This is a genomic window from Neobacillus sp. DY30 (genome assembly GCF_030123065.1).
GTDB lineage: Bacteria > Bacillota > Bacilli > Bacillales > Cytobacillaceae > Neobacillus.
The window spans coordinates 5215082-5230097 of record NZ_CP126093.1 but is presented as its reverse complement, the minus strand read 5'-3'; the positions used below and the strand labels follow the sequence as shown (position 1 = coordinate 5230097).

General features: G+C 38.8%; 15 protein-coding genes. 10 read left to right on the top strand and 5 right to left on the bottom strand.

All coding sequences use genetic code 11. The features are described from left to right. Window positions 1-23 precede the first annotated feature (23 nt). From QNH29_RS25940 to QNH29_RS25930, 3 genes are all read left to right on the top strand, one after another. Complete coding sequence (locus tag QNH29_RS25940) at window positions 24-605, top strand: putative ABC transporter permease (RefSeq protein ID WP_283862140.1); 582 nt, start codon at window positions 24-26, stop codon at window positions 603-605. 325 nt (window positions 606-930) lie between these two features. Then, entirely contained in the window at window positions 931-1299 is a 369-nt protein-coding gene (locus QNH29_RS25935; RefSeq protein WP_283862139.1) for an ArsR/SmtB family transcription factor, read from the top strand. A 74-nt stretch (window positions 1300-1373) separates the two neighbouring features. Further along, window positions 1374-2318, top strand: a complete 945-nt coding sequence (locus QNH29_RS25930; protein WP_283862138.1) for a cation diffusion facilitator family transporter — start codon at window positions 1374-1376, stop codon at window positions 2316-2318. Between the two features lie 47 nt (window positions 2319-2365). Here the strand turns inward: QNH29_RS25930 and QNH29_RS25925 are convergent, their stop codons facing one another. From QNH29_RS25925 to QNH29_RS25910, 4 genes are all read right to left on the bottom strand, one after another. Beyond that, window positions 2366-3298 (bottom strand): TIGR03943 family putative permease subunit, encoded by a 933-nt coding sequence (locus tag QNH29_RS25925; RefSeq protein WP_283862137.1) that lies wholly within the window; start codon window positions 3296-3298, stop codon window positions 2366-2368. 12 nt (window positions 3299-3310) lie between these two features. Further along, window positions 3311-4309, bottom strand: a complete 999-nt coding sequence (locus tag QNH29_RS25920; RefSeq protein WP_283862136.1) for a permease — start codon at window positions 4307-4309, stop codon at window positions 3311-3313. A 272-nt stretch (window positions 4310-4581) separates the two neighbouring features. Beyond that, window positions 4582-5220, bottom strand: a complete 639-nt coding sequence (locus QNH29_RS25915) for a response regulator (RefSeq protein ID WP_283865747.1) — start codon at window positions 5218-5220, stop codon at window positions 4582-4584. Then, window positions 5207-6016 carry a sensor histidine kinase gene (locus tag QNH29_RS25910; RefSeq protein WP_283862135.1) on the bottom strand — a complete coding sequence of 270 codons (810 nt, stop codon included), beginning with the start codon at window positions 6014-6016 and terminating at the stop codon, window positions 5207-5209. Before QNH29_RS25910 ends, QNH29_RS25915 begins: the two co-directional genes overlap by 14 nt. 198 nt (window positions 6017-6214) lie before the next feature. Here QNH29_RS25910 and QNH29_RS25905 point away from each other — a divergent pair, with 198 nt between their 5' ends. The 7 genes from QNH29_RS25905 (at window position 6215) to QNH29_RS25875 (ending at window position 14249) form a co-directional block, all read left to right on the top strand. Then, on the top strand, window positions 6215-6856 hold the full coding sequence (locus tag QNH29_RS25905; protein WP_283862134.1) for a YcnI family copper-binding membrane protein: 642 nt from the start codon (window positions 6215-6217) through the stop codon (window positions 6854-6856). Between the two features lie 112 nt (window positions 6857-6968). After that, entirely contained in the window at window positions 6969-7202 is a 234-nt protein-coding gene (locus QNH29_RS25900) for a DUF2198 family protein (RefSeq protein ID WP_283865746.1), read from the top strand. 253 nt (window positions 7203-7455) lie between these two features. Continuing rightward, complete coding sequence (uvrB, locus tag QNH29_RS25895) at window positions 7456-9435, top strand: excinuclease ABC subunit UvrB (RefSeq protein ID WP_283862133.1); 1980 nt, start codon at window positions 7456-7458, stop codon at window positions 9433-9435. Window positions 9436-9442: 7 nt separating this feature from the next. After that, complete coding sequence (uvrA, locus tag QNH29_RS25890) at window positions 9443-12319, top strand: excinuclease ABC subunit UvrA (protein ID WP_283862132.1); 2877 nt, start codon at window positions 9443-9445, stop codon at window positions 12317-12319. An 87-nt stretch (window positions 12320-12406) separates the two neighbouring features. Next, on the top strand, window positions 12407-12727 hold the full coding sequence (locus tag QNH29_RS25885) for a magnetosome magnetite crystal formation protein family (protein WP_283862131.1): 321 nt from the start codon (window positions 12407-12409) through the stop codon (window positions 12725-12727). A 33-nt stretch (window positions 12728-12760) separates the two neighbouring features. Beyond that, window positions 12761-13876 (top strand): DUF4097 family beta strand repeat-containing protein, encoded by a 1116-nt coding sequence (locus QNH29_RS25880; RefSeq protein WP_283862130.1) that lies wholly within the window; start codon window positions 12761-12763, stop codon window positions 13874-13876. A 16-nt stretch (window positions 13877-13892) separates the two neighbouring features. Further along, the gene (locus QNH29_RS25875) at window positions 13893-14249 is read left to right on the top strand and encodes a phage holin family protein (protein ID WP_283862129.1); all 357 of its coding nucleotides are present in this window, start codon (window positions 13893-13895) and stop codon (window positions 14247-14249) included. 32 nt (window positions 14250-14281) lie between these two features. Here QNH29_RS25875 and QNH29_RS25870 read toward each other — a convergent pair whose 3' ends face one another. Beyond that, window positions 14282-15004 carry a GntR family transcriptional regulator gene (locus tag QNH29_RS25870; RefSeq protein ID WP_283862128.1) on the bottom strand — a complete coding sequence of 241 codons (723 nt, stop codon included), beginning with the start codon at window positions 15002-15004 and terminating at the stop codon, window positions 14282-14284. Window positions 15005-15016 lie beyond the last annotated feature (12 nt).

The window sequence follows — 15016 nt, the reverse complement described above, 5'->3', positions numbered from 1 at the left end:
TCCAAGAAAGGTGGTTTAGCCATATGGTTAGTTACTTAGATTTTTACGCTCCCACAACGTTTAATTTTGAGGCAGTTTCAGCGCTTGTATTTTATTTTACCATGTATTCATTGATGGGGTGGCTGTTAGAAAATAGCTATAATTACTTTACAAACCGAAAATTTTTTAAACCGAATTTTTTTCATGGACCGTTTAAGCCTATGTATGGTTTTGCCCCTGTAATCTTGGTTTATTTAATAGGTCCTGAAACAAATTGGGGTATTGTTCTTTTGTTATGTTTTTTCATTCCTACCTTGATAGAGTATATCAGCGGTGTCTTACTTCTAAAGTTTTTTCAACGTCAATGGTGGGACTACTCAAATATGCCGATGCAAATACACGGACATATTTGTCTGCCATTTTCACTTTGTTGGATCCTGCTATCCTACGCTTGTATTAAGTGGGTTCATCCTGCTGTGGTTTCTTTTTATGATTCTGCTGAACTGTTGTGGACATGGATATGGCCTGCAGTTATTTTATATTTCATTGCTGAATTGGCTTTGTCCATTCGCAGACACTCTGCCCAAGCACTCGAAGAAGCAGAATCGCCAAATCCAATTCAATAATGGCTGTGTTAATATATGTCTGTTGATTTGCGCTCCAGGCACTTCGCTTTCCGCGGGCGGTCCGGGAAGCCTCCTCGGCACTTTAGCGCCTGCGGGGTCTCCCCTGCCCCGTCCTCCCGCAGGAGTCTTCGTGCCTTCCGCGCAAATCAACAGAGTGCCAATATCTATATTTACTTTAACACAGCCTCAATAATACAATCCCAACTCCTTCTCCTTAATAAAGAAGGAGTTATTTTTTTCATAAAATATAAATTTTATTTGACATTCAAATATCCATTTGAATATCATAGAATCAAATAAAGATTTGAATGTATGAGGTGATGGAATGAAGGATCGTGATATTTGCGAAGTAACTTGCGTTGATGATCATAAAACGACAAGATTGCAGCCCTTAATTGAAAAAAGCAATATTTTTGAGGTGACTAAGATATTTAAAGCTTTGTCCGATGAAACGCGCATGAAAATTGCCTATGCGCTCACACTTGAAGATGAGCTATGTGTATGCGATGTGGCCAATATTGTTGGTGCGACAACGGCAACTGCTTCCCATCATTTACGTCACTTAAATAGCATGGGACTGGCAAAATACCGGAAAGAAGGAAAGCTAGTCTACTATTCTCTTGATGATGATCATGTGAAACAGCTCATTTACATTGCCTTCGAACATCAGCAAGAGGTTGCAGGACGAGAGTAAAATTGTTTGAAAAACGAATCACAATAAAGAGATCAGAAAAAACTAAGAGACAACTCTAGTTGGGAGAGATATTTATGGGACACCATCATCACCACCATGGACATTCTCATGGGCACTCACATGGTCATGGACACGGTCATTCACATACAAGTAATAAAAAAGCACTGTTAAGTTCCTTTATTTTGATCGCAGCGTTTATGGTAGTAGAAGTCATCGGGGGGATATTAACCAATAGTTTAGCTCTATTGTCTGATGCTGGGCATATGTTAAGTGACGCTGCCGCACTTGGACTTAGCTTTTTCGCTATTAAACTTGGGGAAAAACAAGTATCACAAGAAAAAACGTATGGATACAAACGCTTCGAAATCATTGCTGCCGCACTAAATGGGATTACACTCATTATCATATCCTTATATATATTTTATGAAGCATTTCAGCGTTTCTTTGCTCCTCCTGAGGTTCAAAGTACAGGAATGTTAATGATTTCGATCACGGGATTAGTGGTAAATATTATCGCTGCGTGGATTTTAATGAGTGGTGACAAGGATGATAATCTTAATGTAAGAAGTGCCTTTTTACACGTGCTGGGTGATATGCTCGGATCCGTCGGAGCCATTGCAGCTGCCCTGCTGATTATGTTTTTCGGCTGGACGATTGCCGATCCAATTGCCAGCGTCATTGTCGCTGTTTTAATCATTATTAGCGGTTTTCGTGTAACAAGAGATTCCTTTCATATCTTGATGGAGGGTGCACCGACACAAATTGATATCCAACAGGTCAAAGATGCACTTAGTAAAATCCCATTGGTAAAGGAAGTCCATGATTTACACATTTGGACGATTACGTCCGGCTATCCAGTATTGAGCTGTCATATAACCATTTTAGACGAAGGAATACATGACGAGATTCTAGCTCGATCCCAAAAGATTCTTCATGATGAATTTCATATTGAGCATAGTACAATACAAGTCGAGAAAGAGGAAATAGGCTGTCCGAGCCCGCATGGAACATGTAACTAAATAGAATAGAGGGTGTCCCATATTTTTTGGACACCCTCTATGTTTTTTTATAGGACCTTTACGCTAATCGGATAGAGATAAGGTTCACTAGGCTCTTTGATTTCTTTCCAGTTTGTGATTTTTATGATTGGATATTCCATTCCATTATAGTTAGTAATATCTAAGACACCTGTAGCTTCAATCCAAGTATTCACATCAATTGATTCTGTTGATTCTGGTAATTCCGATATAAATCCAATGATGCCAGCATCTGCGACACAATGAGTAATCAAGAATCTTGCTAAAACAAGCTGGTTTTGCTGAAGCCCATCTTCTTTATATACAAATCCATTTAAAGTGATTTCTCTTCCTTTAAATTTATCGAGGTCCATATGCATTTCTTCATAATAAGTAGAAAAAACTTGATCGTTCATATCAATACTTGAACTTTGTTCTAATTGTTTTATTAATTGTTCGTATTCTTCGTTTGTATAAATGTTGTCTTCGATACGTGAAAGGTCTACAAGATCCTCATTAATAACTGGATCTTCCTGTTGGTTAGTGTTAGTTTCCCCTTCTTCCGCTTGTTGTTTGTCTGCCATCTGATTAGATAATACGGCTAAGCCGCCTTTTTTATCAGCAATAGAGGCGTCGAGCACCTTGGCAGGAAGCAAGAATCCGGTAACCAAGGGAAAAGCAATCACAAGATAAGAGAATAACTTCTTTGTATTAAATGGAGAATCTCCATGATCGTGGTTACAGCTATGGCCGTGTGATTCTTCATGACAATGGTGATAGTGGCTGTTTTCCTTAATTGTCCATATTCTTGTCGTTTGGATGATAAACAATAGAATAAATAATACAGCTGCTGACTGGCTTAAGCCCTCGTATTTAGGATTAATAAACTTCGTAATTTCTCCGGCGAAATGGAGTTTGAATAGCATGACTGAAAAAGCTAATAAAATAAACGCTCTGACTGCCTGCTGAAAATGAAATCTCACGACTTTCCCCCCTTAAATAAAGCTTTGAACAGACATAATCGTAATAAAAATGACCGAAATGATTAAAGCCAGCACACCGATAACAAATCTCATTCGGAAGACGCTCAGCATCATAAGGGTGTTTTTTAAATCCATCATTGGACCAAAGATTAAGAATCCTAAAATGGCTGAAGTTGGAAAGATATTTCTGAAGGAGGCACCAATAAAAGCATCGGCTTCAGAACAAAGTGATAAAACATAAGCTAAGCCCATCATGACAGCTAAAGATGATATTGTTCCGCTTCCAGCTTCCAGGAGGGCTTTTGCCGGCAGATAGGTTTGTACAAATGCAGCTAAAAAAGCTCCCATAACCAGGTACTTACCCATATCAAAAAACTCATCAATAGAATGGGTTAACATCGACCAAAATTTTGTTAAAAAAGATTCGTTTTTTGTGAATGTGCTTGAAGAATTTGTAACAATAGAAGACTTTAATTGATTACCTTTAAATATGGTGCCGACAACCAATGCCACCACCAAAGCGACAAAAAAACCTAACCCCATCCTTAATCCTGCAATCTTAAAATCGTTGCCAAATGCCATATAAGTAGAGGCAATCACAATTGGATTAATTAATGGCCCTGTTAACATAAAACCAATAGCGGCAGGTATGGGTACTCCTTTCCCAATTAGACGGCGGACGATAGGAACAATACCACATTCACATGCAGGGAAGAGGGCTCCAATGATACAACTCGTGATTATAGCTAACACCTTATTTTTTGGAATCCAGCGTTGAATATGTTCTTCGGTGACAAATATTTGAATCACACCCGCGATGAGGACTCCTATTAAAACAAAAGGAAGTGCCTCTATTAAAATACTTAGAAATATCGTATTTAGATTTAAAAGTGACGAAGGTATCTCAAATGATAGTGTAAAGCTAGTGCTAAATGAAAGCAGTAATAACGCTAAAACAATGATTGTAATACCTGAAAATTCTATGATATTATTGCGGATAATTCGATACATATATACCTCCTGATTCTATTATTTAATTTGTACAATTTAAAATACAGTATGAATTAGAAACTATAAAAATACCTATTGTAAAATATGTAAAGGAAAACCCGACCATAAAAATACAGAAGGGAAGGTCTAATATAAAAGTTTTTTAAAAGTAATAAATCGTAATTATTTCGTTTTATATTCTAAAACATGGCTATAAGTTTGTAAATGAAAACTTGAAGCTTTTTTAACACATTTTGCTCAAATTAAAAACCCTTAGGAATTAACCTAAGGATTTATTTAAATTGTTTAACGGCATATATTGCAAGTTGGACACGATTTTCAAGCTCTAGTTTTTCTAATAAATTTTTGATATGATTTTTTACCGTATTTTCAGAGATGAATAATTGCTCAGCAATTTGTTTATTGGAAATACCTTCACTAATTAAGAGAAGGATTTCCTTCTCCCTCTTAGTAATTGAATTGGTTTTGGAGGAATTCTGCAAATCTTTTTCCCTAAATTGGTAGAGTAGCTTACCAGCCAATCCGCGAGTTGCATCACTTTTTCCTTCGACAACAGAGTGCAGATATTGAATCCATTCATCTGGGTCCATATTTTTCAGAAGATAGCCTTGGGCGCCATATTGAATGGCAGTAAACAAATCGGCGACATTATCAGAAACACTTAAGATAATTACTTTAATAAAAGGGGACTTATCCTTAATTAGTTTTGTTGCTTCTAGACCATTTAAAACAGGCATATCAATATCCATTAAAATAATATCTGGATGAAGCTGCTGACTCATTTCTACTGCTTCTTTCCCATTATGTGCTTGTCCGACGATGTCGAAATAGGGATCATCCTCAAGCATTGCTAATATCGCTTTCCGAGCATGTGGATGATCATCAGCAATTACTATCCTAAATGGATTTATCATATTCCTTATTACCTCGCAAACTAATTTTTGTTCCTCGATTCAATTGTGTATCAATCACTAAGCTGCAGTTCAACTTTTCTGACCTTTCCTTTAACATAGCAAGTCCATAATGGTTTGAACCAATTTCGTCTAAGTTAAAGCCTCGCCCGTTATCTTCTATATTCAGCTCCCATTCATTATTACAGGTATGGAACTTAAAGGTAACAGTAGTAGCTGCCGAATGCTTTCTAATGTTTATCAAAGCTTCCTGAATGACTCCAAAAATCTGCACTTCTTCTGCAGCAGTAAAATACCGATCTTTTAATTGAATGTCAGAATCTATGTCAATTCCTGATACTGTCATCCAGTCTTCTAACCAATTTTGGAGTCTGTTTGAAAAATTTACATGTTCAGCTGGGTTCATCCGTAAGTTAAAAATTGCTTGCCGTAATTGGGTATCGATTGAATTAACAAGAGAAGCAGCTTCTTTACTTTTCCCTTTTTTTAAATAGACTTTTAGTAAAAATAGAGTTTGGGCAATGCTATCATGTAATTCTTTTGCTAACCGTTCCCTTTCTTCATATATTGCCCGCATTTCCCTTTCGTTTGTTAGTTTTTGATTTTTCAGTTCAATCGTTTTAAACATCCAAGAAGCAAAGGCATAGGAAATAATCAAAGTTAGGATTGTGATTAAATAGTTCCCTGTTTCCATTGAGAGATGGTGATGAATCACACTATGCCGAAAGAATTCAAAACCTCCAATTAGAAGAGTTGGTATTAAAACGGTGAAGAACTTCATTAGTCGGTATGACAAAGTGTTAATCTCCTTTAATTTATTGCTTTTATCAGTCTACATGATATATCTATCACTGTGACGTTTTTATGAACATTTTAGTCTAATATTTAAAAAAATAGCCCATTAGGGTCATATAAAGAACGAGTTAAAATCTTTAATTTTATAGGTAAGGAACTTATTAATCTAATAAACTATTAAAAGAATGGAGATATGAGAATGAAAAAATTAATAATTTCTCTGGTAACACTGATTGTTGCTTTATCGCTTTTTGCTGGGGCTGCTAGTGCCCATGTTACCGTCGGACCGAAAGAAACGTCACAAGGAGCATATGAAATGTTCACGTTAAAAGTTCCCTCTGAAAAAGGGGATGTTACGACAACAAAAGTTCAAGTGTTAATTCCTGAAGATGTTAATATTACTCGATTTGAACCGAAGCCAGGGTGGACCTATGAAATTCAAAAGGATGACTCAGATAAAATTACATCTGTTACTTGGACAACTGAAGGAGAAGGACTTTCTGCGACTGAATTTGGTCAGTTTAACATGAATGGAAAAGTAGGCGACAAAGCAACAGAAATCGTTTGGAAAGCGATCCAAACCTACTCGGATGGAAGTGTTGTAGAATGGGTAGAAGCAGAAGAGGCTAATTACCCTGCCTCTGTAACGGTTGTAAATCCAGCTGGTGCTTCTGCACATGGCCATGGAGAAAAAACAACTGAGAAGGATGCTTCATCAAAAGAAAAAGTAAAGGAAGAAGTTAAGGAAACGAGTTCATCAAATACACCGCTATATCTATCAATCGCAGCTTTAGCAGCAGGATTAATAGGTTTGGTACTATCTCTTAAAAAGAGAGGATAATTGATTCGAAGACAAGAGCTTAAAATCTCTTGTCTTTTTTCTTGCAATTTTGTGAATAAATTTCTAAAATTAATAAACAGAAATGAAAAAATGAGGTGGACCCATTTTGGAGATGGTTATAAGATATTTGTCTGCGCTTATTTTGCCGGGTTTGCTCGTATTGCTATTTACCCGGGTCACATACAATCGGCTTATCGGGCTTGCCTTAACCGTCGGGCTCATCGCTGCCTCTGCTTTTAAAGGATATACCAACACTCTGCCGCTCATCGTGGTTGATGCGTTTTCGCTTACAGCTGGATTTTGGCTCGCTTCAAAAATGAAACAACGGGTTTTCAAAAAAACGTAAACACTCATCGTAGATTAAGTCTGTCAATAAAATGGCAGGCTTTTTTGTTTTTGTGGATAAAAACGGGGTATACGTAAAGAAAAGCCAAATTCTACAAGGAAATCGAATGTTCGTTCGCATATTAGTGGTTTGTTTTGGAGGAATTGTGTTAGAATGATACTATTAGAATTTCAGGATACATTTTCTAGCACCGTCCCGGTCAACTTGCACGTTTTTCTTGCTAGAAAATGATTATTTATCGGGAGGAAAATCAGTGAAGGATCAATTTGAATTGGTTTCGAAATACTCACCTCAAGGCGACCAGCCTGAGGCAATTCGACAGTTAGTTGAAGGAATCAAAGAGAACAAGCGCTATCAAACATTGCTTGGTGCCACTGGGACAGGTAAGACGTTTACTGTTTCCAATGTGATTAAAGAGGTAAATAAACCAACACTTGTGATTGCACATAACAAAACATTAGCAGGGCAGCTCTATAGCGAATTTAAGGAGTTTTTCCCTAACAATGCAGTAGAGTACTTTGTCAGCTACTACGATTATTATCAACCGGAAGCATATGTTCCGCAGACAGATACATTTATTGAAAAAGACGCAAGTATCAATGATGAAATTGATAAACTTCGGCACTCGGCAACATCCGCCTTATTTGAGCGGAAAGATGTCATTATCATTGCGAGTGTCTCATGTATTTATGGTCTCGGTTCTCCGGAGGAATACCGTGAGATGGTCGTTTCACTTCGGACTGGTATGGAAATTGAACGGAACCAACTGCTGCACCGTATGGTTGATATCCAATATGAACGGAATGATATTGATTTTAAGCGTGGTACGTTCCGGGTTCGTGGAGATGTGGTGGAGATTTTCCCTGTATCACGTGATGAGCATTGCGTTCGGATTGAATTTTTTGGTGATGAAATCGATCGTATTCGTGAAGTCGATGCCTTAACAGGGGAAATTATTGGTGAACGCGATCATATCGCCATTTTCCCAGCTTCCCACTTCGTAACAAGAGAAGAAAAAATGCGGGTAGCCATTGAGAACATTGAAAAGGAACTTGAGGATCGGTTAGAAGAGCTGCGTGAGGAAAATAAATTGCTCGAAGCACAGCGGATCGAACAGCGTACTCGTTATGATCTTGAGATGATGCGTGAAATGGGTTTTTGTTCAGGAATCGAAAATTACTCACGCCATCTAACTCTTAGACCTGCTGGTTCTACACCGTATACTCTGCTTGATTACTTTCCTGAAGATTTTCTGTTAGTTATTGATGAGTCGCATGTTACTTTACCTCAGGTTAGAGGAATGTTTAATGGAGACAAAGCAAGAAAACAGGTTCTTGTGGACCATGGTTTTCGCCTGCCTTCAGCACTTGATAATCGGCCATTGACCTTTGATGAATTTGAAAAGCATATTCATAATGCAATCTTTGTTTCGGCTACACCAGGTCCTTTTGAGCTTGAACATACACCGGATATGATTGAACAAATCATCCGGCCGACTGGATTATTAGACCCAACCATCGAGGTTCGTCCAATTGAAGGGCAAATTGATGACCTCATTGGAGAAATTCAAGAGCGAGTGAAGAAGAATGAACGTGTTCTCGTTACGACATTGACGAAGAAAATGTCGGAGGATTTAACGGATTATCTTAAAGAAATTGGGATCAAGGTCCAATATTTACACTCTGAAGTAAAAACGCTTGAACGGATAGAAATCATTCGCGAGCTGCGATTAGGGAAGTATGATGTTCTCATCGGAATCAACCTCTTGAGAGAAGGACTTGATATCCCTGAGGTCTCGCTCATTACGATTCTCGACGCTGACAAAGAAGGCTTCCTGCGTTCAGAACGTTCCTTAATCCAAACGATTGGCCGTGCAGCCCGTAATGCCAATGGGCACGTCATAATGTATGCAGACAAAATGACGAATTCAATGGAATTGGCGATTGGTGAAACGAAGCGCCGTCGAGCGATTCAAGAAGAATATAATAAAAAGCATGGAATTACACCTACGACGATTCAAAAAGCAATTCGTGATGTCATTCGCGCGACACATGCTGCCGAGGAGCAGGAGGACTACAAACCAGCTGCCGCCTTCGGTAAGATGTCGAAGAAGGATAGAGATAAGCTAATTGCGACCATGGAGAAAGAAATGAAAGAAGAAGCAAAGGCGCTTAACTTTGAGCGGGCTGCTGAGCTTCGTGATTTATTATTAGAGTTAAAAGCGGAAGGATGACGTAACCATGGCGATGGATAAATTGATTGTTAAAGGCGCCAGAGCCCATAATTTAAAAAATATAGATGTCACCATTCCGAGAGATAAGCTTGTTGTTTTAACGGGACTTTCTGGTTCTGGAAAGTCCTCGCTTGCTTTTGATACGATTTACGCAGAAGGACAGCGTCGCTACGTTGAATCACTGTCTGCCTATGCAAGACAATTCTTAGGGCAGATGGATAAGCCAGATGTTGATTCTATTGAAGGATTATCTCCAGCAATCTCAATCGATCAAAAAACAACAAGCCGGAACCCTCGCTCAACAGTAGGGACGGTGACGGAAATTTATGATTACTTGCGTTTACTTTTTGCCCGTGTCGGCAGACCAACTTGTCCAATCCATAATATCGAAATCTCCTCGCAAACGATTGAACAAATGGTAGACCGTATCATGGAATATTCTGAGCGGACAAAATTGCAAATACTCGCTCCAGTTGTTTCAGGACGCAAAGGAATGCATGTGAAGGTTTTCGAAGATATAAAAAAACAAGGATTCGTTCGTGTCCGTGTTAACGGTGAAATGCTCGATCTTGGTGATGAAATTGTTCTAGATAAAAATAAAAAGCATTCTATTGAAGTTGTCATCGACCGTATTGTTGTGAAAGAAGGGATTACAGCGAGGATTGCTGACTCTCTTGAAACTGCTTTAAGGCTCGGAGAAGGAAAGGTAATTGTTGATGTTATTGGTGAAGAAGAGCTTCTTTTCAGCGAGAACCATGCCTGTCCGCATTGTGGTTTTTCGATCGGTGAATTAGAACCGCGAATGTTCTCGTTCAATAGCCCATTTGGTGCATGCACCGAGTGTGATGGGCTTGGGTCGAAGCTTGAGGTAGATATTGATTTAGTCATTCCAAATAAGGAATTAACATTGAAACAGCATGCCATTGCTCCATGGGAGCCAACTAGCTCGCAATATTATCCGCAGCTGCTTGAAGCAGTTTGCAATCATTATGGGATCGACATGGATATGCCGTTTAAAGATATTCCTAAACACCTTATAGATAAAGTTCTTTATGGCTCTAAAGGTGATAAAATCTATTTCCGCTATGAAAATGATTTTGGTCAGACCCGGGAAGGTCATATTGAATTTGAAGGAGTCATACGGAATGTAGAACGCCGTTATAAAGAGACCAGCTCGGATTGGATTCGGGAACAAATGGAGAAATATATGGGGGAGCAGCCTTGCCATGTTTGTAAAGGTCATCGGTTGAAGAAAGAAACTTTAGCCGTGCTTATCTCAGGTCGCCATATTTCTCAAATAACAGGGTTATCCATTGAAGAAGCTCACCACTTCTTTACTGATCTAACTTTATCCGAGAAAGAACATCAAATTGCTAAGTTAATTTTAAACGAAATTAACGAGCGCCTCGGCTTCCTTATGAATGTAGGACTTGACTATTTAAGCTTAGGCCGTGCAGCCGGAACCCTTTCCGGCGGAGAAGCACAACGGATTCGTTTGGCAACTCAGATTGGTTCTAAGTTAACCGGGGTTCTTTACATTTTAGATGAACCATCGATTGGACTTCATCAGCGTGATAATGACCGCTTAATCGGAACACTTCAAAACATGAGGGATATTGGAAACACCTTAATTGTGGTTGAACATGATGAGGATACCATGCTGGCGGCAGATTATTTAATCGATATTGGTCCAGGTGCCGGTGTCCACGGCGGACAAATCATTTCAGCTGGTTCACCTGCAGAAGTAATGGCTGATCCTAATTCGCTAACAGGGCAGTATTTAGCTGGTAAAAAGTTTATTCCGCTGCCACTCGAACGCCGTAAGTCTGATGGAAGGTATATCGAAATAAAGGGTGCTGCTGAAAATAATTTGCGCAATGTGAATGTAAAGATTCCGCTTGGAATGTTTATAGCTGTAACAGGTGTTTCTGGATCAGGAAAAAGTACCTTAATCAATGAAATCCTACTTAAAACACTGTCCCAGAGGCTTAACCGTGCTAAAACAAAGCCTGGTGAACATAAGGATATCTTAGGTATTGAGCATTTAGATAAGGTCATCGACATTGACCAATCACCAATTGGCAGAACGCCGCGGTCTAACCCGGCTACGTACACCGGAGTATTTGATGATATCCGTGATTTGTTTTCGACAACGAATGAAGCAAAGGTCCGGGGATATAAAAAAGGACGTTTTAGCTTTAATGTAAAGGGCGGCCGCTGTGAGGCATGCCGTGGTGATGGAATAATCAAAATCGAAATGCATTTCCTGCCTGATGTTTATGTACCATGTGAAGTTTGCCAAGGCAGACGCTATAACCGTGAAACATTAGAAGTGAAGTATAAAGGAAAGAGTATCTCAGAAATTTTGGATATGACCGTCGAAGCTGCAGTTGAATTTTTTGAGAATGTTCCTAAAATCCATCGAAAACTGCAAACCATTAAAGATGTAGGTTTAGGTTATATTACACTCGGTCAGCCTGCTACCACCTTATCCGGAGGGGAAGCACAGCGTGTGAAGCTGGCTTCTGAACTTCATAAGCGTTCGAACGGGAAATCTTTCTACATTTTAGATGAACCGACCACAGGACTTCATGTAGACGATATTTCTAGATTATTAGGTGTTCTTCAGCGACTCGTTGAAAATGGAGATACCGTACTGGTTATCGAGCACAATTTAGATGTAATCAAAGCGACGGACCATATCATTGATCTCGGACCAGAGGGTGGAGACAAAGGTGGTACAATTGTCGCAGTTGGCACACCGGAAAAGGTCGCTGAAGTACCTGAATCGTATACAGGCAGATACTTAAAGCCCATCTTAGAGCGTGACCGGTTACGAATGAAAGAACAAATACATGAAAAAGAAACAATCGGAAAAAGCTAAAACCTTGTGTTTTGGCTTTTTTTATTTGTAAAAAAATTGAATCTTTCTTTAACTAAATACGTAAATAACGAGTAAGGGGAGTGATCGATGATGGATACTAGAAAAGTACTTTCAGGATTATGTTACTTTAGTATTTTCTTTGCAGGTATTCTTTTTCCACTTGTTGTCATGTTTGCTTCTGGGGATGATATCACAAAAAGCCATGCAAAAAAAGCATTCTTATCTCATTTGATACCACTGATTCCAGCACCGCTACTAATATTCGCTATTTTTAGTGATATAAATACCATTAACAATGAAGGAATACCTGTTTTTACACTCGTGACAGCAGGAATTATGGTCTTGGTTAGTCTAATTGTTACGATCTGGAATGTGATAAAAGGCGTAAAAGCCTTGATGATGGAATAGGATTTATAGATTACATTTATTGGGGTGGATGACATGAAGGAAGAACGTAAAAGGATTTTAAAAATGGTGGAAGAAGGAAAGCTAAAGGTTGACGAAGCCTTGACATTATTAGAGGAGCTTGAAAAAGCTGGTCAAACGATGGAACAGAAGCAGGAACAATTTGCACATGAGATTTCAAGTGCCGTTAAGTTTGAAGAGGCAAAAAAGGGAGAATCGTCACAAAACAAAGTTCACTCAACAAAGGAAAAGATTATTGATTTTGTCGACACCGCTTTTAAAAAAATAAAAGATCTTGATTTTGATTTGAATTTTGGCCACTCTGTAGAAATCTCCCACATCTTTCATCAGGGCGATGTATACTTACGCGATATCGATATTGACCTTGCGAACGGTTCATTAAAACTTGTTCCTTGGGATCAGAACGATGTGAGAATCGAGTGTCAGGCAAAGGTGTACCGTGTAGAAAACACTGACCAAGCTCGAGAAAACTTTTTGAAAGATGTATTGTTTGCCATAGATGGTCAAAAGCTTCGGTTCATGACACAGCAGAAATGGATGAAGGTTGACGCAGTGGTTTATGTTCCTCTAGCGGAATATGAACGGGTTCGCGTTAGAATGTTTAATGGTCCAATTTCGGGGGAAGAATTAACGATTAATGATCTTCGGATGAAAACAGCGAATGGAAAAATCGAACTTTCACGCTTAAACGGAAAAAAGGCAGAAGTCGAAACAGCCAATGGCCATATTACCTTAGATACCAGTATCATAGATATTCTTGAGGTTGAAACGATCAATGGTGCGATAAAACTTGATGGAGATTTTAGAAAGGTAGAAACACAAACATTAAATGGGAATACTACTTATAACCTTACCGGAAATCGCTGTGAATTAATTGCAGCAAAAGCGACTACGGGCGGGGTTGATTTGTTTATTCCTGATGGAGTGGCTGCCAGCGGGGAGTTAAAGACAAATTTGGGCGGCTTTAATATTAAGCTTGATGGAATTCAGGTTCTAGAGGAAAAAAGTGAAATGATCCAAAAGATGCTTCGCTTTCAATCCGTCCATCATCCTGACCGCATGTTAAAGATATTTGTCGATACAAAAACTGGATCGATTACACTTCATAAATCCGATGAGGTAACCAATTAATAGGAGACTAAGGTAAATGAGATGGTTGATTGGAATTTTAGTAAATGCGATATTGTTCATGGCAATAGCGGGTTATTTTTCTGAAAGTTTTGTTCTAGAAGGCTTTGCGGCTGCCATTACAGCAAGTGTTTTACTATCAATCATAAATATCATCGTTCGCCCGATTTTAGTTATTTTAACCTTGCCGGCAACGGTTTTAACATTAGGATTTTTTCTGTTTGTCATTAATGCGATCACCCTAGAAATAACCGATTACTTAATGGGTGATTCGTTTGAAATTGCAGGGTTTGGAATGGCACTGCTGGCCGCGGTGATTATGTCGATTGTCACACTGGTTTTGAATAATACAATACTTAAATCCAAAAAGGAATAAAAAAGAAGCAAATGGTTACGCCATTTGCTTTTTTAACGTTTCATTGTATGAACAAAACGATACCGGTCTGCCCGAAAAGTAGATTTAACCAACTCAAATGGAACTTCATTTTGTAAATAAGATATCCGTTCAATCAAGAGGATGGGATCCCCAATATGAATTCCAAGGACTTCCGCGTCATGACTGCTTGCAATAGAAGCTTCAATTTCTTGTTTCGCTTCACTTATGGACAGGGATAGATGTTCCTCAATGTATTGATAGAGAGAAAGATTACTGTTTTCCTCTGTCAGCCCGGGAACGAGATCAACTGGAATATAGGCCGTTTCTAATGCCATTGGGGCACCATCTGCTAAACGAATCCGCTTAACTTTATAAACAGAGTCATTCTCTTCTATTCTAAGGTCAAGTGCCGTTTTTTTATCAGCGGGAATGATTTGAAAGGATAAAAGAGTGCTGCTTGGGCTCATTCCTCTTGATAACATATCCTCGGTAAAACTCGTCATTCCCTGAAGTTCTTGTTCAACCTTCTTTTTACTAACAAAGGTCCCTTTGCCTTTTTGTCGATTTAGATAGCCTTCTGAAACCAAATTGTTGATGGCTTGTCTGACTGTCATGCGGCTTATTTGGAATCTTTCAGCAAATTCCCTTTCTGAAGGAATGACAGCCTCTTCCATTAAAAGACCACTCTCGATTTGTTGTTTAATGTACTCTTCTAGTTGATGATAGATGGGAACCGGTGAATTTTTATTTATCATCCAAACACTCCT

Bases quoted from the DNA above. Each gene is read 5' to 3' on its own strand.
- uvrA (WP_283862132.1), top strand. From the start codon at position 9,443: ATGGCGATGGATAAATTGATTGTTAAAGGCGCCAGAGCCCATAATTTA.
- QNH29_RS25920 (WP_283862136.1), bottom strand. From the start codon at position 4,309: ATGTATCGAATTATCCGCAATAATATCATAGAATTTTCAGGTATTACA.
- QNH29_RS25875 (WP_283862129.1), top strand. From the start codon at position 13,893: ATGAGATGGTTGATTGGAATTTTAGTAAATGCGATATTGTTCATGGCA.
- QNH29_RS25930 (WP_283862138.1), top strand. From the start codon at position 1,374: ATGGGACACCATCATCACCACCATGGACATTCTCATGGGCACTCACAT.
- QNH29_RS25880 (WP_283862130.1), top strand. From the start codon at position 12,761: ATGAAGGAAGAACGTAAAAGGATTTTAAAAATGGTGGAAGAAGGAAAG.
- QNH29_RS25870 (WP_283862128.1), bottom strand. From the start codon at position 15,004: ATGATAAATAAAAATTCACCGGTTCCCATCTATCATCAACTAGAAGAG.
- QNH29_RS25885 (WP_283862131.1), top strand. From the start codon at position 12,407: ATGATGGATACTAGAAAAGTACTTTCAGGATTATGTTACTTTAGTATT.
- QNH29_RS25940 (WP_283862140.1), top strand. From the start codon at position 24: ATGGTTAGTTACTTAGATTTTTACGCTCCCACAACGTTTAATTTTGAG.
- QNH29_RS25905 (WP_283862134.1), top strand. From the start codon at position 6,215: ATGAAAAAATTAATAATTTCTCTGGTAACACTGATTGTTGCTTTATCG.
- QNH29_RS25900 (WP_283865746.1), top strand. From the start codon at position 6,969: ATGGTTATAAGATATTTGTCTGCGCTTATTTTGCCGGGTTTGCTCGTA.
- QNH29_RS25935 (WP_283862139.1), top strand. From the start codon at position 931: ATGAAGGATCGTGATATTTGCGAAGTAACTTGCGTTGATGATCATAAA.